This window comes from Micromonospora sp. NPDC049201 (assembly GCF_055586805.1).
Window position 1 is genome coordinate 762,427 of record NZ_JBVJHM010000001.1, and the last position, 19,966, is coordinate 782,392.

The 19,966-nt window shown below is 74.7% G+C and carries 24 protein-coding genes; 11 read left to right on the plus strand and 13 right to left on the minus strand.

The annotated features are described in order from the left end of the window. Positions 1 to 119 precede the first annotated feature (119 nt). Together ACZ6O5_RS03100 and ACZ6O5_RS03105 are read left to right on the plus strand one after the other, a co-directional pair. Positions 120 to 926 (plus strand): M15 family metallopeptidase, encoded by an 807-nt coding sequence (locus ACZ6O5_RS03100; RefSeq protein WP_465974221.1) that lies wholly within the window; start codon positions 120 to 122, stop codon positions 924 to 926. Between the two features lie 68 nt (positions 927 to 994). Next, entirely contained in the window at positions 995 to 1,501 is a 507-nt protein-coding gene (locus tag ACZ6O5_RS03105) for a DinB family protein (RefSeq protein ID WP_281941603.1), read from the plus strand. A gap of 135 nt (positions 1,502 to 1,636) precedes the next feature. Here ACZ6O5_RS03105 and ACZ6O5_RS03110 read toward each other — a convergent pair whose 3' ends face one another. Beyond that, positions 1,637 to 2,455, minus strand: a complete 819-nt coding sequence (locus tag ACZ6O5_RS03110) for an alpha/beta hydrolase (protein WP_465974222.1) — start codon at positions 2,453 to 2,455, stop codon at positions 1,637 to 1,639. A 152-nt stretch (positions 2,456 to 2,607) separates the two neighbouring features. Here ACZ6O5_RS03110 and ACZ6O5_RS03115 point away from each other — a divergent pair, with 152 nt between their 5' ends. After that, the gene (locus ACZ6O5_RS03115; protein ID WP_425788464.1) at positions 2,608 to 3,000 is read left to right on the plus strand and encodes a hypothetical protein; all 393 of its coding nucleotides are present in this window, start codon (positions 2,608 to 2,610) and stop codon (positions 2,998 to 3,000) included. Positions 3,001 to 3,019: 19 nt separating this feature from the next. On the opposite strand, the gene ACZ6O5_RS03120 is transcribed toward ACZ6O5_RS03115, so the two are convergent. The 4 genes from ACZ6O5_RS03120 to ACZ6O5_RS03135 form a co-directional block, all read right to left on the minus strand. After that, entirely contained in the window at positions 3,020 to 4,213 is a 1,194-nt protein-coding gene (locus ACZ6O5_RS03120; RefSeq protein ID WP_465974223.1) for a helix-turn-helix domain-containing protein, read from the minus strand. Further along, entirely contained in the window at positions 4,200 to 4,364 is a 165-nt protein-coding gene (locus ACZ6O5_RS03125; protein WP_465974224.1) for a hypothetical protein, read from the minus strand. The genes ACZ6O5_RS03120 and ACZ6O5_RS03125 overlap by 14 nt, the downstream gene beginning before the upstream one ends. Before the next feature lie 131 nt (positions 4,365 to 4,495). After that, positions 4,496 to 5,734 carry a helix-turn-helix domain-containing protein gene (locus tag ACZ6O5_RS03130; protein WP_465974225.1) on the minus strand — a complete coding sequence of 413 codons (1,239 nt, stop codon included), beginning with the start codon at positions 5,732 to 5,734 and terminating at the stop codon, positions 4,496 to 4,498. 446 nt (positions 5,735 to 6,180) lie between these two features. Further along, the gene (locus tag ACZ6O5_RS03135; protein ID WP_465974226.1) at positions 6,181 to 6,468 is read right to left on the minus strand and encodes a hypothetical protein; all 288 of its coding nucleotides are present in this window, start codon (positions 6,466 to 6,468) and stop codon (positions 6,181 to 6,183) included. A 114-nt stretch (positions 6,469 to 6,582) separates the two neighbouring features. Here ACZ6O5_RS03135 and ACZ6O5_RS03140 point away from each other — a divergent pair, with 114 nt between their 5' ends. After that, positions 6,583 to 7,782 carry an RtcB family protein gene (locus tag ACZ6O5_RS03140; protein WP_465974227.1) on the plus strand — a complete coding sequence of 400 codons (1,200 nt, stop codon included), beginning with the start codon at positions 6,583 to 6,585 and terminating at the stop codon, positions 7,780 to 7,782. 32 nt (positions 7,783 to 7,814) lie between these two features. Here the strand turns inward: ACZ6O5_RS03140 and ACZ6O5_RS03145 are convergent, their stop codons facing one another. From ACZ6O5_RS03145 to ACZ6O5_RS03160, 4 genes are read right to left on the minus strand one after another with little or no spacing between them, the layout of a single operon-like run. Further along, complete coding sequence (locus ACZ6O5_RS03145; RefSeq protein ID WP_465974228.1) at positions 7,815 to 7,979, minus strand: hypothetical protein; 165 nt, start codon at positions 7,977 to 7,979, stop codon at positions 7,815 to 7,817. Further along, on the minus strand, positions 7,976 to 8,194 hold the full coding sequence (locus ACZ6O5_RS03150; protein WP_107158121.1) for a helix-turn-helix domain-containing protein: 219 nt from the start codon (positions 8,192 to 8,194) through the stop codon (positions 7,976 to 7,978). Before ACZ6O5_RS03150 ends, ACZ6O5_RS03145 begins: the two co-directional genes overlap by 4 nt. Then, a complete protein-coding gene (locus ACZ6O5_RS03155; protein ID WP_465974229.1) occupies positions 8,194 to 8,673 on the minus strand; it encodes a DUF2975 domain-containing protein in 480 nt (159 codons plus the stop codon). The genes ACZ6O5_RS03150 and ACZ6O5_RS03155 overlap by 1 nt, the downstream gene beginning before the upstream one ends. 21 nt (positions 8,674 to 8,694) lie before the next feature. Then, the gene (locus ACZ6O5_RS03160; RefSeq protein WP_465974230.1) at positions 8,695 to 9,945 is read right to left on the minus strand and encodes an MFS transporter; all 1,251 of its coding nucleotides are present in this window, start codon (positions 9,943 to 9,945) and stop codon (positions 8,695 to 8,697) included. A gap of 62 nt (positions 9,946 to 10,007) precedes the next feature. Between ACZ6O5_RS03160 and ACZ6O5_RS03165 the strand changes: the two genes are divergently transcribed. Continuing rightward, positions 10,008 to 10,994: an ArsR/SmtB family transcription factor gene (locus ACZ6O5_RS03165; protein ID WP_465974231.1), complete on the plus strand. Its 987-nt coding sequence runs from the start codon at positions 10,008 to 10,010 to the stop codon at positions 10,992 to 10,994. Positions 10,995 to 11,000: 6 nt separating this feature from the next. Here the strand turns inward: ACZ6O5_RS03165 and ACZ6O5_RS03170 are convergent, their stop codons facing one another. Next, on the minus strand, positions 11,001 to 11,594 hold the full coding sequence (locus tag ACZ6O5_RS03170) for an HD domain-containing protein (protein WP_465974232.1): 594 nt from the start codon (positions 11,592 to 11,594) through the stop codon (positions 11,001 to 11,003). Positions 11,595 to 11,733: 139 nt separating this feature from the next. Here ACZ6O5_RS03170 and ACZ6O5_RS03175 point away from each other — a divergent pair, with 139 nt between their 5' ends. The 5 genes from ACZ6O5_RS03175 to ACZ6O5_RS03195 all read left to right on the plus strand — a co-directional run bounded on the left by ACZ6O5_RS03175 (position 11,734) and on the right by ACZ6O5_RS03195 (position 16,241). Next, positions 11,734 to 12,690 carry a TolB family protein gene (locus tag ACZ6O5_RS03175; RefSeq protein WP_465974233.1) on the plus strand — a complete coding sequence of 319 codons (957 nt, stop codon included), beginning with the start codon at positions 11,734 to 11,736 and terminating at the stop codon, positions 12,688 to 12,690. A gap of 140 nt (positions 12,691 to 12,830) precedes the next feature. Next, positions 12,831 to 13,619, plus strand: a complete 789-nt coding sequence (locus tag ACZ6O5_RS03180) for a class I SAM-dependent methyltransferase (protein ID WP_465974234.1) — start codon at positions 12,831 to 12,833, stop codon at positions 13,617 to 13,619. A gap of 43 nt (positions 13,620 to 13,662) precedes the next feature. Further along, positions 13,663 to 14,673: a hypothetical protein gene (locus ACZ6O5_RS03185; RefSeq protein ID WP_465974235.1), complete on the plus strand. Its 1,011-nt coding sequence runs from the start codon at positions 13,663 to 13,665 to the stop codon at positions 14,671 to 14,673. Beyond that, a complete protein-coding gene (locus ACZ6O5_RS03190; RefSeq protein WP_405089610.1) occupies positions 14,670 to 15,323 on the plus strand; it encodes a sulfurtransferase TusA family protein in 654 nt (217 codons plus the stop codon). The genes ACZ6O5_RS03185 and ACZ6O5_RS03190 overlap by 4 nt, the downstream gene beginning before the upstream one ends. A 21-nt stretch (positions 15,324 to 15,344) precedes the next feature. Further along, positions 15,345 to 16,241: an inositol monophosphatase family protein gene (locus tag ACZ6O5_RS03195; RefSeq protein WP_396778096.1), complete on the plus strand. Its 897-nt coding sequence runs from the start codon at positions 15,345 to 15,347 to the stop codon at positions 16,239 to 16,241. Between the two features lie 56 nt (positions 16,242 to 16,297). On the opposite strand, the gene ACZ6O5_RS03200 is transcribed toward ACZ6O5_RS03195, so the two are convergent. Genes ACZ6O5_RS03200 through ACZ6O5_RS03210 form a run of 3 tightly spaced genes read right to left on the minus strand, consistent with a single transcriptional unit; the run spans position 16,298 to position 18,395 of the window. After that, a complete protein-coding gene (locus ACZ6O5_RS03200) occupies positions 16,298 to 17,020 on the minus strand; it encodes a methyltransferase domain-containing protein (RefSeq protein ID WP_465974236.1) in 723 nt (240 codons plus the stop codon). Next, entirely contained in the window at positions 17,017 to 17,724 is a 708-nt protein-coding gene (locus ACZ6O5_RS03205; protein ID WP_465974237.1) for a TIGR04282 family arsenosugar biosynthesis glycosyltransferase, read from the minus strand. The genes ACZ6O5_RS03200 and ACZ6O5_RS03205 overlap by 4 nt, the downstream gene beginning before the upstream one ends. Continuing rightward, a complete protein-coding gene (locus ACZ6O5_RS03210; RefSeq protein ID WP_405089601.1) occupies positions 17,721 to 18,395 on the minus strand; it encodes a glycosyltransferase family 2 protein in 675 nt (224 codons plus the stop codon). Before ACZ6O5_RS03210 ends, ACZ6O5_RS03205 begins: the two co-directional genes overlap by 4 nt. Positions 18,396 to 18,540: 145 nt before the next feature. Between ACZ6O5_RS03210 and ACZ6O5_RS03215 the strand changes: the two genes are divergently transcribed. Then, a complete protein-coding gene (locus ACZ6O5_RS03215) occupies positions 18,541 to 19,953 on the plus strand; it encodes a hypothetical protein (protein ID WP_465974238.1) in 1,413 nt (470 codons plus the stop codon). Positions 19,954 to 19,966: the final 13 nt, after the last annotated feature.

The following is a 19,966-nucleotide window of genomic DNA, read 5'->3' on the forward strand; positions in this document are numbered from 1 at the left end:
CGGACGCCCCCGCCGCCCGGGGCTCCCGCCACCACCCGCCGAGGGTGTACGGAGGGGCCCCTTGTTAACAGACGTCTGTTAACAAGGGGCCCCTCCTTACACCCTGGTAGACAGGCAGCGTGCGCAGACGTACGGCAATGGTCCTGGTCGTGGTGGTCACGGCCCTCGCCGCCGGCTGCCAGCGACCCGCGCCGCGCCCGACGCCGTCGGCCACCCCGACCGGCCCCCGTGCCCCGGCCGACATCGTCGACCTGGCCACCGTCGACGCGGGCGTGCGCACCGACATCCGGTACGCGGGCGCGCACAACTTCGTCGGCCGGCCGATCGACGGCTACCCCGAGCCGCTCTGCCTGCTCACCCGCCGGGCCGCGGCGGCGCTGAGCCGGGTGCAGGCCGCCGCGCTCGGCCGCGGTCGCAGCCTGAAGGTGTACGACTGCTACCGCCCGCAGCGGGCCGTGAACGAGTTCGTCGCCTGGGCGAAGCGCCCGCAGGAGCAACAGATGAAGGCGGAGTTCTACCCCGACGTGCCGAAGGACCGGCTCTTCGCCGACGGCTACCTGGGCGCGCCCACCGCGCACAGCCGGGGCAGCACGCTCGACCTGACCCTGGTCCCGGTGCCCACCTCCGCGCAGCCCGGCTACGCGCCGGGCCAGCCGCTGCTGCCCTGCACCGCGCCGACCGGCCGGCGTTTCGCCGACGACTCGGTCGACATGGGCACCGGGTTCGACTGCTTCGACCCGCGCGCCCACACCGCCGCCCCCGGGCTCACCGACCCCGCCCGCCGGAACCGGGCCCTGCTGAAGGAGCTGATGACGGCGCAGGGCTTCGAGAACTACCCGCGCGAGTGGTGGCACTACCGGTACGTGGACGAGCCGTACCCGGACACCTGGTTCGACTTCCCGGTGGCCCGCTCCTCGCTGCGGTAACCGGTTGCCTCATGATCCACGACGGTTAGGCTCCGGGGGACCGACCCCGCCCCGGAAGGACGTTCCCGGTGACCATCGAACGGATCGGCCCGCCGCTGCGGGCCGGCGAGCGGGAGACGCTGCGCGCCTTCCTCGACTTCCACCGCGCCACCTTGGCCCGCAAGTGCGAGGGGCTGACCGACGAGCAGCTGCGCCGGCAGTCCTCGCCGCCGTCCACGCTGTCCCTGCTCGGCCTGGTCCGGCACATGGCCGAGGTGGAGCGCGCCTGGTTCCGTCGCGTGATCGCCGCCGAGGACGTGCCGCTGGTCTGGTCGGAGACCGACGACTACCAGGCGGCGTACGACGCGCGCGACGCCGACCGCGCGGAGGCGTTCGAGGCGTGGCAGCGCGAGGTCGCGCACGCCCGCCGGATCGAACTCGCGGCCGAGTCGCTCGACGTGACCGGCCACCAGGCCCGCTGGGGCGAGGACGTCTCGCTGCGCCTGGTGATGCTGCACATGATCCACGAGTACGCCCGGCACAACGGTCACGCCGACCTGCTCCGCGAAGCCGTCGACGGCACCGTCGGCGTGTAAGGCGGGGCCCCCGGTTAACGCCTCCGGTAGAGGCGGGGCCCCCTGTTAACACCACGATCACGGCGCGCGGGGCCGAGGTCCGTCACCACCGGTGAGACCGGCGCGCTCAAGGTCGTGCTCACCCGCTGAGGGGTGTCAAGCGGGGCCCTCTCCTCTACCGGAGGCGTTAACCGGGGGCCCCGCCTTTCCGCGCAGCGGCAGCCAGGTGAGGACGTCGGCGATTCGGGCGTCCCAGTAGGGCCAGTCGTGGTCGCCTGGGGTGAAGTGGACGGTGAGCGGCAGGCCGCGCCGCCGGGCGGTGTCGACGAACCGGACGTTGTCCTCGTACAGGAAGTCCTCGGTGCCGCAGGCGACGTAGAGCGCGGGCAGGTTGTCGCCGGCCCGCTCCAGCAGCGCCACCGTGTCGTCCCCGTCCGGCGCCGGGCCGTCGCCCCAGACGGTGTGCCACACCGCCGGGTCGAGTGGGCTGGACGGGTGGTGCCGCCGGTGCACCACGTCGAGCGCGCCGGAGAGGCTGGCCGCCGCCGCGAACCGGTCCGGGTGGCGCAGCGCCCACTTCACCGCGCCGTAGCCGCCCATCGACAGGCCGGCCACGAACGTGTCCTCCCGGCGGGTGGAGAGCCGGAAGAACGACCGGCACACCTCGGGCAGTTCCTCGCTGAGGAACGACCAGTACCGGTTGCCGTGCGCCTCGTCGCAGTAGAAACTGCGCTGCGCCTGCGGCATCACCACGGCCAGCCCCAGCGGGGCGGCGTACCGTTCGATCGACGACCGCCGGGTCCACGCCGTGTCGTCGTCGCTCAGGCCGTGCAGCAGGTACAGCACCGGCGGATCCCCGTCGCCGGCCGCCCCGGCCATGCCGATCCCGGCCGCGCCCCGGTCGGGCAGCAGCACCGTCATCGAGGTGCCCATGCCGAGCGTCTCGGAGAAGAAGTCACACCGTATCCGCGCCATGAGCCGGCAGCGTACCGGTGGCCCGATGGGGGCGGATTGACCGTTCCTATTGCCGCGGGCCCTTCGTGCGGGACAGGATGGGCATGCGTGCCGGAAACGTGTTCGTAACCTGCGCGTTGCTGGTCTCTGTCACGAGGAAGTGGGAGTCAGTCATGAGCGACGTCTCGGCGGCACTGGGTGTGCGCCTCTACCCGGATCTGGTCGAGCCCGGCGGTCTGGCTCCCGCGCTCGCGCAGACCGCGACCGCCCACCAGCTCGACGTCGGGCGGGTCAGCGCTCCCGAGCAGGGCCGCAGCCGGTTCACCTGCGCCGAGCTGACCTCCGACCGGGGGGTGGTCTGCGTCAGCCTCGGCGCCCAGGCCCGCTACTTCATGATCGACCTGCGGGTCGACGGCGAGGTGCAGGCCCGGGGGGACGCCACCGACCTGCTCCAGGTCGCCCAGGTGGCCGACGCCTGGCGGTCCGGCACCACGCTCACCGAACTCACCGCCCGTTTCCCCTTCATGGAGGAGATGAAGCGCCACCCGGTGGCCCAGGCCGGCTAGGCCGGCGGCCCGGTCCGCGTCAGCGGATGAGGCCGACCGCCGTCGCCAGGTGCGCCACGCCGGCCGGCGCGGGTCCGCCGCGTGCCACCTCGGCGAGCACGGTACGCGCCACCGGCCGCATCCGGACCTCGGCCGGCGCGAGCCGGTCGGCCTCGGTCAGGGCGCGGCCCGCCCGCAGCAGGTCACCGATCTGGAGGTACGCCCGCGCGGCGTCGACCAGGTGCGCGGCGCGGTGCTCGACGGGCAACCACCGCCAGCCCTCCGACCGGATTGCCGTCTCGTGCCGGGCGACCGCCTCGGCGCCGTCGCCGAGTTCGACAGCCACCGCCACGTGTGCCACCCGCACGGCAGCCGGCCCGAATCCGTCGAGGTGGGGGTCGTGCCGGTCGTCGGCCCGCCCGGCGATCCCGGCGGCCACCCCCAGCCACTCCGCCGCGCTGCGCGCGTCGCCGCAGGACGCCGCCGCGAGCGCCGCCTCGACCCACAGTGTCCCGGCCAGAGCCGCTCCGACCGGCGATGCGTCGCGCGCCGCCGGGGCACCGGTCCGGTTCGCGGCGGCGATCGTCACCGTCGTCGCCAGCCGCCCCCGCCCCGTGGCACGCAGCGCCTGCCCGAGCGGCACCGCCGCGACCGCCGTCCACCTCGGATGACCGGCGGCCACCGTCACCGCCCGGTCGGCCGCCAGCCACGCCAGGTCCGGCTCGCCGAGTTTCACCAGCACCGACGCCGTGATCCGGTACGCCCGCACCAGCCGCCCGCCGGCGCCGTCCCCGTCCCCGGCGTACGCGGCCCGGGCCGCGTCGAGCAGTTCCGGCACCAGGCGCAGCACCTGCGGATAGCGTGCGTGCCGGTACGCCGACCACGCATGATCCACCCGCCGGCCCAGCTCGTCCGTGGACGTCGAATCCCGGTGGCCGGAACCGGCCGGGAACAGGTCGTAGCGGGCCAGCGCCGCGCGTACCCCGTCCACCCCCTCGTCGCCGCGGGCCGGCGGCGGATTCTCCCGGCCGAGCAGCGTCGCCGGTTCCACCCGCAGCACCCGGGCGACATCCTGGATGACGGAGAAGCGGTCCAGGGCGCGTACGCCGCGTTCGACCTTGTCGACCCAGCTCTTCGACTTGCCCACCCGGTCGGCCAGCATCTGCTGGGTCATCCGACGCCGGACCCGCCACTGGGCGACGCGGCGGCCGACCGGCACGTCACCGCCGGTCATGCCGCCGGTCCGGTACCGCCCGGGTCGTCTCCTCGACCGGTATCCGCTCCGCCTCGGCCTGCGCGAGCAGCCGCTGCCGCGCCGCCTCCCGCTCGGCGGCCTGAATCTGCTCGCCCCGATCAACAGCCGGCCTGTCACCATGTTTCGGCATCGCCACCTCCATCGGCGGAGACGCGTCGACGCGCCTCACCACCACAGGCTGAGGTGACTCAGGGTGATCAGAAAGGTGCGGATGGTGCGATCCGAAGATCGTGAGTCATCGACTCGGACGCGGTGTACCAGTCACCGCGCACCGCCCATCAGCTCGGCCAGTGCGGCCAGCTCGTCCGTCATCGCCCGGCGGCGTCCGGTGGCGATGGTGTCCACGATGTCCCGCGCGTACCGCTGCTGCCGCAGCCAGGTCGGCGCCGTGCCGCGCAACTGCGTCAACACCGCTGTCGCTTTCCCGTAACGCCGCAGATCCGCATACGCCCACGCCAGGTCCAGCCGATGCCGGCGCCACGCCGACCTGCTGATGGTGGGTGCCGGCGGCACCGACGCGGACAGTTCCAGCACCCGTCCCGCCTCACCGGCCACCGCCGCCGCTTCCGCCCGCTGCATCTGCACCTTGGCGCTGTCGAAGCCACCCACCAGCATCAACTGGTCCGCCGCCGGTATCCGCTCACCGATCCGGACCGCGGCGGCAGCGGCGACGCCGATCAGGTCGGCCACCTCGTCCGGCCGGTTGTCCCGGGCCCGCGCGGCGGCGGCGCCCAGCAGCAACCATCCCCACGCGGCCAGGTCGGCGGGCGTCGCCCGGGACAACCGCGGCTCCACCTCGTCGGCGGTGACCACCGCCAGTTCGGCCGCCTCGCTGATCCGGCCCTGACGCATCAGCAGCCAGCACATCGTCCGGATGACGGTCGCCGCCACCACCTGGTCCCCGGAGCGCTGCGCGGCGTCGAGGGCACCCGAGAGCGCGGTCTGCGCCAGGTCGTCGGCGCGAAGCTGGATCAGCAGACCGCCGGCCAGGTGATAGGTGCGGGCGAGCAGGTCGTACGCCTCGGCCTGCCGCTCGTCGCCGGCCAGACCGACCGCCGCGCGCACGTCGACCAGCAACGGCGGCACCACCCGCAACGCCACCGCGTAGTCACCGGCGTTGTAGACCCGATCGGCGGCGTGCAGGTTTCCGCGCAGCGTGCGGAGGCCGGGTGGCTCGCTCCGCGGCACCACGAACGGCGCGCCGTCGATCCCTCGCAGCGGGGTGATGACCCGGCGGATCTCCGCCAGCGACAACGACCGGTTCTCCGCCTCGCCGCGCGCGGCGGCCTGCGACGCGTCGCCGAGCAGCCCGGACGTCGACACCCCCAGGGCGCGCGCGAGCGCATGCAGCGTGTCGAGGCGAGCCGTGCCCCGGCTGCCCTGTTCCAGCTTCCGGATCACCTCGACGCTGATCCCGGACCGCTCGGCCAGTTGTTCCTGCGTCAGCCGCGACTCACGACGAAGCCCGGCGAGACGCTCCCCGACGGTGGGTTCAGTCATGCCATCTCCCGCTGCCGCAACGACCGACCGCCCATCGACGTGCAGGCGGATGAGCTGCCACTTCGGACCGTACACCGGTCTGAGCTGTGCGTGACGTCCCGTGGGTGGATCGACCCCGGTACGCCGAAGTGCCGGCCTCGTGCCCGAGGGATTCTCGTGAATATCGCGTTGCCGCCCCGCGCGTCGCGGTCGTACCGTGAGCGGGCAACGTCAACCGGTTCCAGCCCTCAAGGAGCGCCCCCGTGTCGCAGCAGAAACGCACCCGAGCCGAGCGGCCCGCGCCGCGCGCCGGTGCCCTGCTTTCCGCACCGGGCGAAGGCTGTTGGCGAGCGCGGTCGCGACGTGACGATCGTCGAGGGTTGCGCCCGTCGCCCGGCCTCACCTGACCGGACCGGTCCGCGTTCGCGGCCCGCGACCGACAGCGCTGCGGTCGCGGGGTCCCGGCGTCAGCGGGTGCAGTTGATGAGCGCTCGCACCTGGTACAGGCCCGGCCACGGCTGCGTCGCGAAGTTTCCGCCAGGGCTGCACTGCGTGGCCGGATCGAACCCGTCCGCGCTGGCCAGGGCCCATGCGTTGTTCGTGGCGTAGGACAGCGCGGTGAAGTAGTTGTTGTTCATCCCGGTGCCCACGTAGGACGTGGTTTCGGCGGCCTGAGCCGGACCTGCGGCGAGGATGGACGTGGCCAACGCACCGACCATCACGGTGGCTGCGGCGATCCGACGACGTGCGGGCATGCGGGCTCCTCTGGCTCGATCCGACGCCCGATCTTGGCAGAGGGATAGACGTATCGACAAGCACTGGGGTGGAGCCGACGCCGTCGGCCCAGCCCTACGAGCAAGGAGACGATCATGGGTTTCACCCCGCTGGCCGGTACCCGGGCGCCGGTCCGGGTCTGGACCGACCCGTACGCGATCGAGGCGCAGGCGGCCCGGCAGCTGCGCAACATCGGCGCGCTGCCCTGGGTGCAGGGCGTCGCGGTGATGCCGGACGTGCACTTCGGCAAGGGTGCGACGGTCGGTTCGGTCATCGCCATGCGGCAGGCCGTCTCGCCGGCCGCGGTCGGCGTGGACATCGGCTGCGGCATGTCCGCGGTGCGCACCTCGCTCACCGCCGCCGACCTGCCCGACGACCTCGGGCCGCTGCGGTCGGCGATCGAGGCGGCGATCCCGGTCGGGTTCGCGATGCGCGACGACGCGGTCGACCCGCGCCGGGTCCGGGGTCTGGAGCAGGCCGGCTGGGTCGACTTCTGGCGTCGGTTCGGCACGCTCGACCGGAAGGTGGCGCAGCTCGAGACGCGGGCGCAGCGGCAGCTCGGCACGCTCGGCGGCGGCAACCACTTCATCGAGGTCTGCCTGGAGCAGGGCGGCCCGGACGACGGCCAGGTCTGGCTGATGCTGCACTCCGGTTCCCGCAACATCGGCAAGGAGTTGGCCGAGCGGCACATGGCGGTGGCGCGCGGGCTGCCGCACAACACCGACCTGCCCGACCGTGACCTGGCGGTGTTCCTGTCCGGCACGCCGGAGATGGACGCCTACCGCCGGGACCTGTGGTGGGCGCAGGAGTACGCGCGGCGCAACCGGGCGGTCATGCTGGCGCTGCTCTGCCAGGTGGTCCGGGACGCGTTCCCGCGGGTCGGCTACGACGAGCCGATCTCCTGCCACCACAACTACGTGGCGGAGGAGCGGTACGACGGCGTGGAGGTGCTGGTGACTCGGAAGGGGGCGATCCGGGCCGGCGACGGCGACCTGGGCATCATCCCCGGCTCGATGGGCACCGGCTCGTACGTCGTGCGGGGCAAGGGCAACCTCGACGCGTACTGCTCGGCGTCGCACGGCGCGGGGCGGCGGATGTCGCGGGGGCAGGCGAAGCGGACGTTCAGCACGGCCGACCTGGCCGCGCAGACCGCCGGCGTGGAGTGCCGCAAGGACGCCGGGGTGGTCGACGAGATCCCCGGCGCCTACAAGGACATCACCGAGGTGATGGCCCAGCAGGAGGACCTGGTCGAGGTGGTCGCCCACCTCAAGCAGGTCGTCTGCGTGAAGGGTTGACCGGCGGGGCCGGCGTCGAGGGGGCGCCGGCCCTACCGGGTACGCCGGGCGACGCGCACGGCGACGGCGACCGCGCCGATGGCGAGCAGCGCGGACAGGAGTTGGAGGCCGGGGGAGTCGTCGACCTCCCCGTACCCGAAGCCGGCGACGCCGAGCGCGACGGCGAGGACGGCCAGGGCGGTGAGCGCGTATCTCATGCCTCCTCCCCGTCGGCGACCCATTCGAGCAGGTCGCCGGGTTGGCAGTCGAGGACCCGGCACATGGCCTCCAGGGTGCTGAAGCGGACGGCCTTGGCGCGGCCGTTCTTGAGCACCGCGACGTTGGCCGGGGTGAGCCCGACCCGTTCGGCGAACTCACCGACGCTCATCTTGCGTTTGGCCAGCTCGACGTCGATGCGGACGACGATGGGCATCAGATCACCGCTTCCATGTCGGTGCGCAGCGTGGTGGCCTGCCGCAGCAGCGCGCGCATCACCACCATCAGCAGCCCGAGCACGCTGACGCCGGTGGTGAGCAGGAACAGCAGCAGCGGCAGCCCGGGGTCGTTCGCGTGGAACCCGACGTAGAGGAAGACGGCGACCAGACTCGCCCAGGCGGCGGCGACGGCCCAGACGATCCCGTCGACCCAGGCCAGCGACGCCTCGGTGAAGATGCGGTCGGTGCGGACCAGGGTGAGCAACTGCCAGGTGCACACGATCACCACCTGCACGCAGAGCACCCAGAAGACGGTCACGGCGGTGGCCGGCCAGCGCAGGTACGCCATCTCCGGGTCCTCCCGGGCCATGTGCGCGAACTGGCCCGGGAGCGACATGGTCTCGAACAGCAGCAGAATGCCGAACAGCAGGACGAGGAAGGCACGCAGTGCGGTCACCGCACGCTCGGTAGTCACCATGCATCGACTATCGCTCGTAAGCTATCGAAAGTCAATCGGTTCGGTGCGCTCAGACAGATAGAGCGGCACCCAGGTCAGCGCGACGCCGATCGCGCCGGCCCACAGCGGGACGCGCGGTCCGGCGTACTGGCCGAGCAGGCCGGCGAGCCCGGCGCCGACCGCGATCGCACCGGTGAGCAGGAACCGGAAGGTGGCGTTCATCCGGCCGAGCAGCCGATCCGGGGTCACCCGCTGCCGCAGGCTCACCCCGATCACGTTCCCGATGCCGGTCCGCCACGCCAACGCCAGCCAGCCGAACCCGGCCAGCCACAGCCACGGCCCTCGGTCGATCAGCGCCACCAGCACGCCGGCGGGCGCGACCAACAGGCCGGGCAGCCACAGCGCGCGTCCGGCCCCGATCCGGGCCGCGACCGGGCGCGCCGTCACCGCGCCGAGCAACGCCCCGACCCCACCGACACCGAGGAACACGCCGAGCGCGCCGGCGCCCAGCCGCAGCTCACGCAGGAAGATCAGCGGCAGCATGGTGGTCATCAGGTTCACCGTGAGGTTGATGCCGGCCAGCGAGACGGCCAGCGGACGCAGCGCCCCGCCGCCCAGCACGTGCCGGACGCCCTCGCCCAGCTCCCGTCCGAACCCACCGGCCGGCCGCGTCCGGGCGACGCCGACGGCGGGACGGACCCGCGTCAGCGCCAGCGCGGCGAGCAGGTGGGTGACCGCGTTCACCGCCAGCGCGAGCGGCGCGCCGAGCGCCTGCACGAGCAGCCCGCCGAGGCCCCGGCCGCCGATCTGGACGGTGGCGCCGGTGGTCATCAGCAGCGAGTTGGCGGCGACCAGGCGGTCCCTACCGATCAGCTCCGGCAGGACGCTCTGCGCCGCCACGTCCCCGAAGACGGTGGCGACGCCGACGAGCAGCACCACCGCGTACACCTGACTCAGCGTCAGCGCGCCCGCCCACCAGGCGAGCGGCACCGACGCGTAGAGCGCCGCGCGGACCGCGGCGGCGGCCACCAGCACGGTGCGGCGCGGGGACCGGTCGACCCACACCCCGGCGGGCAGCCCGATCACCAGGAACGCGGCGGTGCCGAGCACCGCGAGCAGCCCGACCTGGCCGGGCGTGGCGGCCAGCGCCGACACGGCCAGCACCGGTACGGCCAGCACCGGTACGGCCAGATAACCGACCTGGAAGCCCAGGCCCTCGACGAGGTCGGCCGCGTAGACGTAGCGGAACGCGCGGGGCCAGCGGGTGGGCGCGGCGGTGGTGGAGGGGGTCATGCCGTAACCCTGTTCCGCCCCACCGGCGGGGTCGATAAATTTGAGCCTGGTCGAATCCGGGGGTGTCGGTGCTGCGTGTCGCGCTGGGGGTGCGGGACCTCGCCGGCGTGCGCTTCGCGATCTCACCGCTGTGGGAGGTGGTCGCGAGCATCCTGGCACTGCGGGCACCCGAGTGGTTCCCCGCCCACCAGCTCTGGCGTGCCGAGGTCCTGCCCCGCCTGACGGGGCTGGACCGGCGACTGCTCGCGGACCTGGTGCCGATGCCCACCGTGGTGATCCCCGCCTTCGTCTGTCCGCCGCCGCCGACCACACGGCCCACCCTGGCCGAGGAGCTGGCCGCGCTCGTGGCCACCCCGCCGGACGTGGTCCGGGCCGGGCTGGACGAGCTGCCGGACGCCCGCTCACCCCGGCTGGCCGCCTTCCGCGCCGACCCGCCGGCCGGGCTGGCCCGCCTCGCGGCGGTGATCGAGGCGTACGCCGCCGCGGCGATCACGCCGTACTGGCCGCGGATGCGGACGCTGCTCGAACGGGAGATCATGGTCGCCGCTGGACGGATGGCCTCCGACGGGCTACGCGGCCTGCTCGACGGGATCGACCCGTACGTGTCCTGGGCCGACGGCACGCTCCACGTCGCCCACCTGACCCGCGCCGGCGCGGTCGACCTCGGCGGTCGCGGCCTGCTGCTGGTTCCGTCCGTCTTCGCCGGCGCCCGGGTCTGGTCGAACCTGACGGAGCGGCCGGCCCAGCCGCTGCTGCGCTACCCGGCCGGCGCGGTCGGCGCGCTCTGGGAACGGAACCCCGCCCCGGCCGGCGTGGCGCTCGCGGGCGTGCTGGGCCGCACCCGGGCCACTCTGTTGCACGAGCTGGCGGTGCCGGCGTCCACCACCGAACTGGCCCGGCGCTGCGGGCTGACCGCCGGCACGGTCTCCCACCACCTCACCGCGCTGCGCGACGCCGGCCTGGTCGGCACGCACCGGGCCGGGCGGTTCCTGCGGTACGCCCGGACCGCCTCCGGGGAGGCGCTTGTCGACGGCGCCGGCCCGCGGTGACCCGGCTCAGCCGTGCACCGGATGCTCGGCCTGGAAGGCGAGCCGGTGGTCCGCGCCAGCCGCCAGGTCGGCGAGCACGTCGTCGAGGTCCAGGAACGTCTGCCAGGGCTCCTGCCCGGTGATGTCGGCGAGCCGGTCCACCACGAGCTGCTCCAGGTCGGTGACCCGGCGGCCCTTCCACACCTTGTCGGCGAGGCTGACCAGCAGATCCTCCAACTGCACGCCGGGCGCGTGCCAGGCGGCGTGGGTGACCGCGAAGCGGGCCCGCTCCTCGGGCACGCCGAAGCGCAGCAGCAACTGGTAGCCCGCCTCCTCGTGCGCGGAGCCCGGACCGGTCAGCTCGGCCGGGTGCTCGACCTTGCCGAGGTCGTGCACCGCGGCGCCGAACAGCACCGCCTGCCTGTCGAACGGCACCGCGGCGAAACGCTCGGCGAACGCGGCGGTGAGGCGCCAGGCGACGTCGTGCACCAGGCGCAGGTGCGCGCCGAGCCGGGGCGGCGCGGACAGGGCGGCCAGCAGTTCGACCGCCACCCCGGGCAGCGGGAGCAGCGGCGGGTCACCCGGTTCGGTCAGGGCGCGGCGCAACGCGTCGGAGGTCACCGGGGCGAGGGTACCGGGCGTCGACGCCGCTCACCCCGTGTCCTGGCCGACCAGCCGACGGTGAACGGTCCGCTCGCCCGATCCCGGCGCGTTCGTCCTGTCAGGAGGGTGGAACGATGTCTATCACGGGGGATCTCACATGATCGAGTTGAACCGTCGTACCCTGCTGCGCGCCGCCGCGCTCACCGGCGCCGCCGCCGCGACCGGGCTGGCCGGCGGAACGGCCGCCGCGACACCGGCCGCCGCCGCCGAGACCGTCAACGGGCCGTGGCTGGTCAGCGTCGGCTGGGGCGTGCGCCAGGTCGACCCCGGCCGCACCACCCCGCGGTGGCTGCTGGAGGACGGCGACAACGCCAAGACCTCACCGGACGGCCGGTACGTGGCCTGGGAAAACACCGCCTGGTCGGGCGACGGCACGCTGCTGCCGTACGTGGCGGTCCACGACCGGGTCACCGGCCAGAAGCGCACGCTGCTCGCCGACCCGCCCGGCGTCCACTACGGCGCGCCCACCTGGTCGCCGGACGGCCGGGAGATCGCCCTGGTCACCGGCGAGCAGGACGACACGCTGATCGCGGTCGACGTGGCGACCGGCGCCACCCGGGTGCTGGCCCAGGGGCACGTCATGCGGGACCCGGACTGGTCCCGGGACGGCTCCATGATCGTCCTGCACTGGCTCAGCCGCTCCGAGGGCTGGCAGTTGCGGGTGCTGGAGCTGGCGACCGGCACCGTCCGGCGGCTCTACACGCCGCAGGCGGGAGAGCGGGTCAGCGGGCCGGTGTTCACGCCCGACTCCCAGCGCGTGGTGTTCTGCACCACCCGCTGGTATCCCGACCGGGACACCTACAACCAGTCCCTGGCGTCGGTGCGACTCGGCGGCACCGGGTTGAAGAAGCTCACCGACCAACCGCGGTTCTACCTGTCGCCGGTGTTCTCCCCGGACGGCCGCTACTGCGCGGCGCTGTCCATCCCGCCGGAGAACACCGAGCCCGACGGCGGCAACATCCTCGTCTCCACCAGCGGCTTCGGTGAGCCGTGGTGGATCCCCGGCGACGAGTACGACGACTCCTCCCGGCTGGACTGGGCGCGGGCCATCTGACCCGCCCGGACGACGCGGCGGCCGGACCACGGCCGCCGCGTCGGCGTATCCGGGGTGGAGATCCCCGCAACCGGGCGCGCGCGGTGCGAGGCTTGGGGTGGACGCCGCCGACGGGGCCGGCGACCGCCGTGGAGGGTGCGATGGCCGAGCCGCCGACCGGGACTTCGGCGCACCGCGCGCAGGCGCACGGCCGGCACGCCAACCACCGCAGCTACCACGACGGCGCGCAGGTCGACGGGTACGTCGACGACCCGTACCACCGGGTGCGCCGCGCGGTCGCGGCCCGGCTGATGGCCGACGGGGTGACCGGCGACGGACCGGTGCTGGAGTTGGGCTGCGGGTCGCGCGGCATGCTCGACCCGGCCGCGTTGCCCGGCCCGCTCGTGCTGGCCGACATGGCCGAGACCGCGCTGGGCACCGCCCGGCGGGCGGCCGGCGGTCCGGCGCTGCCGGTCTGCCTGGACGCCACCCGGGGCCTGCCGTTCCGGGCGGGCAGCTTCGCCGGGCTGCTCGCCGGCGAGCTGATCGAACACGTCTACGATCCGCTGGCGCTGCTGCGGGAGTGCCACCGCGTGCTCGCCCCGGACGGCCTGCTGGTGCTCACCACCCCCAACCTGGCCCCGGTGCAGGACCGACTGGCGTTCCTCGCCGGCCGGGCGCCGCGCCAGGTCGACCCGCTGCACCCCTACCTCTGGCTGCACATCCGCCCGTTCACCGCGTCGCTGCTGCGGCGCACGCTGCGCCGCGCCGGGTTCCTCCCGCTGGCGATACGCTCCAACGAGGTCGGCTGGCGGCTGCCGGGCGGACGCTGGATCGCCTCGCGGTGGCTGGCCCGGGCCGCGCCGGGGCTCGGCGGCTCGTTGATCTGCGCCGCCCGGCGACGCGGCACACCGCCGCCACCGGCGAAACGGGGCGTGATCGCGCATTGACAAAGGGCTATCATGGAGGCTCCGTCGTCGACCGGGGGATGTCATGGCGCGCCTGCTCGGCTGGGTCGTCAGCAATCTCGACGCGTTCATCGGTCTGCTGCTGGCCGTCACGGTCGCCGTCCTCGGCCTGACCAACACCGTCAGCCAGGACGTGGTCAACAGCGCCATCCTGCTGGTCCTCGGCCTGCTCGCCCAGGCGGTGCTGCGCGACCGGCTGCGCCGCCGGACCGCCGAGCAGGAGGTCCGGCAGGTCATGGTGGACGTCCGCGCCCGGCTCACCGACCTGGTCCCGCCGATGGCCGCGCTCACCGGCCCGGAGGGCGCGCTGACCCGATCCCGGGAGGCGATCCAGAGCGCCTCCATGGTCCGGGTGCTGCACGGCAGCGAGGTCGGCCAGGCGCTCGACGAGGCGCGGCAGCACACCGACCAGTGGCACTTCAAGGGCGGCACCGGCACCTACCTGCGCGCCGTCACGCTGCCCGAGTGCCTGAAACACGCCCGCCGCCGCAACGCCACGCTCAGCCTCGCCATCGAGATCATCGACCCGACCGACGAGGAGGTCTGCGAGCGGTACGCGTGGTTCCGGCGCAGCCTGGAAGCCGACGAGCCGACCGAGCCGAAGGAACCGTGGACGGTCGACCGCACCCGCAAGGAGTCCTACGCGACGGTGCTCGCCGCCTGCTGGCACATGCAACGCTCCGGCCTGCTCACCGTCGAGATCCGGCTCTCCGCGCAGATGACCACGTTCCGCTACGACCTCTCCTCCTCCTGTGTGGTCATCACCCAGGAGAACCCGCAGACGCCGGCGCTGCGCATCGACCGTGGCGAGGTCTACTACAACCGGTTCAACATCGAACTCGACTACAGCCGCCGGCAGAGCCGCCGGGTGCCGATCGAGTCCGCCGGCCAGGTCCGCCTCGACGACGAGCCGTCCGTCGAACAGGTCCGCCGGCTGTTCGCCGCGCTCGGGCTGACGCTGCCCCGGTCCTTCGGTGACCGGGAGGTCGGCGAGATCGTGCGCAAGGCCCTCCAGGCGAGGAACCCGTACGCATGACCAGCTACGCCGACCTGGCCCGCGAGATCGACCGGGGCACCCGGCCGGAGCTGCTGCGCGACTGGGTGCTGCACGTGCTCGCCGACGTCGCCGACGGGCGGCGACCACTGCGGGCGGTCCGGCACCCGCTCGGTTTCACCTGCCTGCCGGTGGAGCGCGACGGCCCCGACGGGATCTGCGTGCACGCCTGGCCGGCCGACCCGCCGCCGGTGCGCCCCACCACCTCGGCCATGCACTCGCACAGCTGGGACCTGCTCAGCCACGTGCTGCACGGCACGGTCCGCAACGAGCTGATCGACGTCACCGACGCGCCCGCCGACCCCTCCTGGCGGATCTACGAGGTGCACAGCCTCGGCGAGGTCGACGAGGTGGCCGCCACCGACCGTCTGGTCACCGCGATGACCGCCACCGTGGAGACGCACACCGCCGGCGACTCGTACGCGCTGCGCGCCGGTGGCTTCCACACCTCGGAGGTCGCCGCCGGCACGCCCGCGGTGACCGTGGCGCTCGGCCGGACCACACCCGGCGCGTGCGACCTTAGCCTCGGCGCGGTGGACGGGCGCAGCCACCGGGTCCGCCGGGACCGCTGCGACGCGGCGGAGACCGCGCGGATGGCGCGGGAGATCGCGCGACTGGTGGCACGGGGCTGACTGGCTGGAGGAGCCGTGGACGTGGAGCCGAACAGAGGCGGGCCCGACCTGCGCGACGCGCACCGGTTCGCGGTGGACGCCGCCCGGGCGGCCGGCCGACTGCTGCGCCGGGGCATCCGGGGCGAGGTGCACGCCCGGGCCAAGGACGACTCCGGTGACCTGGTCACCGACCTCGACCTGGCCGCCGAGCGGTTGATCGTCGACCGGATCCGGGCCCGCTGGCCGGAGCACGGGGTGATCGCCGAGGAGGGCGGCGAGTACGCCCCCGACACCACCTGGGCGTGGCTGGTCGACCCGCTCGACGGCACCAACAACGTGGCGATCGGCCTGCCGGCGTACGTGGTGGGCATCGCGTTGTGTGAACGCGGCTCGCCGGTGCTCGGCGTGGTGCACGATCCGGTCGCCGGCCGGACCTGGTCCGCGCTGCGCGGCCACGGCGCGTTCGTGCACGGTGCGGACCCGGCCGGCCGGCCGCTGCGTACCGCCCACCGGCCGGTGCCGGCCGCGCCGGTGCTGGCCTGGACCCAGGGCCACGGCGTACGCCGCGACGACAGCACCGCCCGGGCGTTGAAGGTCGTGCTCGACACCACCGCCCGCCGGGTGCTGCAACTGTGGGCGCCGCTGCTGTCCTGGGTGATGCTGGCCCGGGGCGACATCGACGGCATCGTCGGCTACCGCCCGGAGGCGGTCGACCTGCCGGCCGGGCTGCTGCTGGCCGCCGAGGCCGGCATGGTGGTACGCGCGCTCGACGGTGGCCCGTTCGACGACCGCTACGGTTGCCCGGCCGACCGACGTAGTTTCGTCGCCGGCCCACCGGAGACGATCGACCGGCTGGTCAAACTGGTCACCGCGGCACAGTGGATCGAGCCGCAGGTCCGCCAGCTCACCCCGATCAGCCTCGGCACGGTCGGTTGGTGAACCGTCCGTCCCTGCGCGAGCGGCGGTAGCGCCGTTCACGGTGCGGGGCTCGGCGGTCAGGCCACGGCCAGCTCGGCGAACCACCGCCCGCCCGCCGGGTACAGGTCCCGCACGGGGAGCCCGGCGGCCGTGGCCGGGCCGTGCACCGCCCGGGTGTCCAGCCGCGCCCAGCCGAAGCTGGGCCCCCGCCGCCGGCCGGAGACCACGTGCGCCCGGCCCTGCCAGGCGCCGCTGCCAGGCGGGTCCACCTCGACCAGCACGGTGCCGTCCGGGTGCAGCAGCTCCCGGCACCGACGCAGCAGCCGGGTCGGGTCGCCGCCGATGCCGATGTTGCCGTCCAACAGCACCACGTGCCGCCACCGGCCCTCGGCCGGCAGCGGACCGAACAGGTCGGCGCGCACCGCGACCGCGCCGCGCGCCCGGGTCAGCGCCACCGCCCGTGGGCAGACGTCGACGCCGAGCGCGGCCAGACCGGCCCGGGTGAGCGCCGCGGTGAGCCGGCCCGGCCCGCACCCCAGGTCCAACGCCGGACCGTGGCAGCGGGCCACCACCGTGGCGGTCGCCGCCTCCGCGGGGCCGTGCCACCGTTCCACCGGCAGCCGCCGGCGAACCCCGTCGGCCTGCACCAGCCAGTGACTGCCGGCACGCTCGCGCAGCGCGATGCCGAAGGCCTCCACACCGGCCGGCACACCGGTCGCGCTCGCCGGGCCGGTCCGGGTCGGCGTCTGGCGGGTCCGCAGCCCCGGCTCGCTGGTCGCGCTCGCGGGGCCGGCGCTCATCGAACCGCCTTCGGTCGACGATCGGGCGACATCGCCACCAGGGCGGGTCGCAGCGCGGCGACCTCGCGGGCGAACCGGCCGCCGGGCACGCCCCGGGCCACCGCGCGGGCGTCGGCCCAGTCGTCCACGTCGCGCAGCGTGGGCAGGGCCCCCACCCGCAGGCCCGCGTCGCACAACGCCGCGTAGGTGAGCCGGCCGGTGTCGGCGGTGGACATCGGCACCGCGCGCAACGCCGCCGCGCGGCGCGGGTCGCGCAACCCCAGCGCCCACCAGCCGCCGTCCGCCGCCGGGCCGAGCACCGCGTCGACGCCGGGCGCGGCCAACCGGCGTACGCCGTCGGCGAGCAGCGCCGGCGTCACCTGCGGGGTGTCCATGCCGATCTGGAGCACCGGCCGCCCCGGGTACGCGTGTGCCACGTCGGCGTGCGCGTGGGCCAGCCGCTCGGCGAGGCCGTCACCCCACTGCGGCAGCACCGGCCAGCCGGCGACCGAGGCGGCGAGGTCCGCGCCCTCCTCGGCGTCGGCCAGCCGCCCGGCCAGCGCCAGCACCGGCGTCACGCCTCCGGTGGCGGCGACCGCGTCCAGCGTGTCGCGCAGGGCGGCGGCGGCGATCCGGGCCGCCTGGGCCGGGGTGGCCGGCGGGCACAGCCGCGTCTTCACCGCCCCCGGCACCGGGGCCTTCGCCACCACCAGCAGGACGGTCACCGTCGGCCGTCCACACTGCGCAGCACGGTGAGGAAGTCCCGGGTGGCGCGGACCGTGCCGCGTACCGAGCCGGACACCTTGGACTTCGTGCCGGCGGCGCGCGGGGCGTAGCGGACGTCGTGCTCGTGGATCCGCCAGCCGGCCGCCGCCGCCCGGATCATCAACTCCACCGGATAACCGAACGCCCGGTCGGTGACGCCGAGCGCCAGCAACGCCTCGCGGCGGGCCACCCGGATCGGACTGAGGTCACGCAGCGGCACCCCACGCTGCCGGAGCAACGCGGCGACCAGCGCGGTGCCCGCCCGCGCGTGCCACGGCCAGGCGCCGGCCGACACCGGCCGACGGCGCCCCACCGCCAGGTCGGCCGTGCCGGCCGCGACCGGGGCGACGAGCGCCGGCAGCTCCGCCGGGTCGAACGAGCCGTCCGCGTCCAGGACGCAGACCAGCTCCGTCCCGGCGGCCTCCAGCCCGGTGTGCACGGCCGCGCCGTAACCGCGACGCGGTTCGCGTACCACCCGGGCGCCGTGCCGGGCCGCCACCTCGGGCGAGCCGTCCCGGGAGCCGTTGTCCACCACGATCGCCCGGTAACCCGGCGGTAACGCGTTCAGCACGCCGGGCAGGGCGGCGGCCTCGTCCAGGCACGGCAGCACCACGTCGATCTGTGTCCGCATGCCGCCGACGCTAGGCCGACCGCCGCCCGACCGAGCCCTCGATCGTGCTTACAGAACCGTTACGAGCAGGCATTTCTTACCATCCCGTGACGGGCCGGCGGTTGCGGTCCCGTCCCGCGCCGGCCCCCCGTACCGTGCGGTCGTCATGAGATCCGCACCCACCCTGCGTCGCGCCCCCGCCGCGGACCGGACCGGCTCCCCGCACCGGGGCGACCTGGTCGTGGTCGCGGTCGAGGCGGCGCTGCTCGCCGCCGCCGTCGTGGTCGGCCTGGTGCTCAACCGGCGTGGCGTGGGCCTGCACGCCGACGCGGCGCCGCTCTACGCCACCTGGCGTCCGCACGCCGGTTGGGGTACGCCGCTCGCGGCGCTCGTCGCGCTCGCCGTGCTCGGACCGGGACTGCGCTGGGCCCGGACCGCCCGATGGGGGCCGCTGCTGGCGGCCGGCTGGCTGGCGGCGGTGGCCTGGACGCTGGCGCTGGCCCTGGTGGACGGCTGGACGGCCGGGCTGACGCGACGGTTGACGCCGCAGGCGGAGTACCTGCACGAGGTGCCCGGGGTGACCGACATTCCCCGCATGCTGGCCGGCTTCACCGACCGCATCCTGGACTTCCAGCCCGACTCCTGGTCCACCCACACCGCCGGGCATCCGCCGGGCGCGCTGCTGGTCTTCGTCTGGCTGGACCGGGTCGGGTTGGGCGGGGGCGCCGCCGCCGCGCTGTGCTGCGTCCTGGTCGGCGCGACCGTGGTGGTCTCGGTGCCGGTCACGTTGCGCGCGCTGGGCGCCGCCGACGCGGCCCGGGCGGTGCTGCCGTTCCTGGTGCTGCTGCCCGGCGCGGTGTGGCTGGGCGCCTCCGCCGACGCGGTGTTCACCGGCGTGGTCGCCGCCGGGCTCGCGCTGCTGGCGGTACGCGGACCGCTCGCCGCGCTGGCCGGCGGCCTGCTGCTCGGCTTCGCGCTGCACCTGTCGTACGGGTTCGTGCTGGTCGGCGCGCTGGCGGTGACCGTGTCGGCGCTGCGGCCCGACCGCCGCCGGGCCGCCCTGGTCGCCGCCACCGCCGGCGTCTCGGCCGTCACGGCGCTGTTCGTGCTCTCCGGTTTCCGGTGGTGGGAGGGGTACGACCGGGTCGTAGAGCGCTACTACCAGGGCTGGGCGGCCGACCGCCCGTACGCGTACTGGGTATGGGCGAACCTGGCCGCGCTGCTGCTCTCCGCCGGGCCGGTGCTCGGGCCGGCGCTGCGTCGTACCGCCGTCGCGGCGCGCGCCGCCTGGTCGGCTGCCGGCCCGGTCGGCACTCGCCGCCCCGGGTGGACCGGGTGGACCGGACGGCTGGTCGGGCTCGGGCCGACGGTGCTGCTTCCGGCCGCCGCCGCGCTGGTGGTGGCCGCCGCCGACCTGTCCGGGATGAGCAAGGCCGAGGTGGAGCGGATCTGGCTGCCGTTCGTGGTCTGGCTGCTCGTCGCCGCCGCGCACCTGCCCCCGTCGACCCACCGCCGCTGGCTCGCCGCCCAGGCCGTGACCGCCCTCCTCGTCAACCACCTCCTCCTCACCGTCTCCTGACCCCCGCCCACGC

What these genes read in the sequence shown, in the direction of transcription:
- ACZ6O5_RS03175 (WP_465974233.1), top strand. Translation starts at nt 11,734, where the DNA reads ATGATCGAGTTGAACCGTCGTACCCTGCTGCGCGCCGCCGCGCTCACC.
- ACZ6O5_RS03140 (WP_465974227.1), top strand. Translation starts at nt 6,583, where the DNA reads ATGGGTTTCACCCCGCTGGCCGGTACCCGGGCGCCGGTCCGGGTCTGG.
- ACZ6O5_RS03185 (WP_465974235.1), top strand. Translation starts at nt 13,663, where the DNA reads ATGGCGCGCCTGCTCGGCTGGGTCGTCAGCAATCTCGACGCGTTCATC.
- ACZ6O5_RS03180 (WP_465974234.1), top strand. Translation starts at nt 12,831, where the DNA reads ATGGCCGAGCCGCCGACCGGGACTTCGGCGCACCGCGCGCAGGCGCAC.
- ACZ6O5_RS03130 (WP_465974225.1), bottom strand. Translation starts at nt 5,734, where the DNA reads ATGACTGAACCCACCGTCGGGGAGCGTCTCGCCGGGCTTCGTCGTGAG.
- ACZ6O5_RS03115 (WP_425788464.1), top strand. Translation starts at nt 2,608, where the DNA reads ATGAGCGACGTCTCGGCGGCACTGGGTGTGCGCCTCTACCCGGATCTG.
- ACZ6O5_RS03110 (WP_465974222.1), bottom strand. Translation starts at nt 2,455, where the DNA reads ATGGCGCGGATACGGTGTGACTTCTTCTCCGAGACGCTCGGCATGGGC.
- ACZ6O5_RS03155 (WP_465974229.1), bottom strand. Translation starts at nt 8,673, where the DNA reads ATGGTGACTACCGAGCGTGCGGTGACCGCACTGCGTGCCTTCCTCGTC.
- ACZ6O5_RS03135 (WP_465974226.1), bottom strand. Translation starts at nt 6,468, where the DNA reads ATGCCCGCACGTCGTCGGATCGCCGCAGCCACCGTGATGGTCGGTGCG.
- ACZ6O5_RS03210 (WP_405089601.1), bottom strand. Translation starts at nt 18,395, where the DNA reads ATGCGGACACAGATCGACGTGGTGCTGCCGTGCCTGGACGAGGCCGCC.
- ACZ6O5_RS03145 (WP_465974228.1), bottom strand. Translation starts at nt 7,979, where the DNA reads ATGAGATACGCGCTCACCGCCCTGGCCGTCCTCGCCGTCGCGCTCGGC.
- ACZ6O5_RS03190 (WP_405089610.1), top strand. Translation starts at nt 14,670, where the DNA reads ATGACCAGCTACGCCGACCTGGCCCGCGAGATCGACCGGGGCACCCGG.
- ACZ6O5_RS03200 (WP_465974236.1), bottom strand. Translation starts at nt 17,020, where the DNA reads ATGAGCGCCGGCCCCGCGAGCGCGACCAGCGAGCCGGGGCTGCGGACC.
- ACZ6O5_RS03150 (WP_107158121.1), bottom strand. Translation starts at nt 8,194, where the DNA reads ATGCCCATCGTCGTCCGCATCGACGTCGAGCTGGCCAAACGCAAGATG.
- ACZ6O5_RS03160 (WP_465974230.1), bottom strand. Translation starts at nt 9,945, where the DNA reads ATGACCCCCTCCACCACCGCCGCGCCCACCCGCTGGCCCCGCGCGTTC.
- ACZ6O5_RS03120 (WP_465974223.1), bottom strand. Translation starts at nt 4,213, where the DNA reads ATGACCGGCGGTGACGTGCCGGTCGGCCGCCGCGTCGCCCAGTGGCGG.
- ACZ6O5_RS03125 (WP_465974224.1), bottom strand. Translation starts at nt 4,364, where the DNA reads ATGCCGAAACATGGTGACAGGCCGGCTGTTGATCGGGGCGAGCAGATT.
- ACZ6O5_RS03215 (WP_465974238.1), top strand. Translation starts at nt 18,541, where the DNA reads ATGAGATCCGCACCCACCCTGCGTCGCGCCCCCGCCGCGGACCGGACC.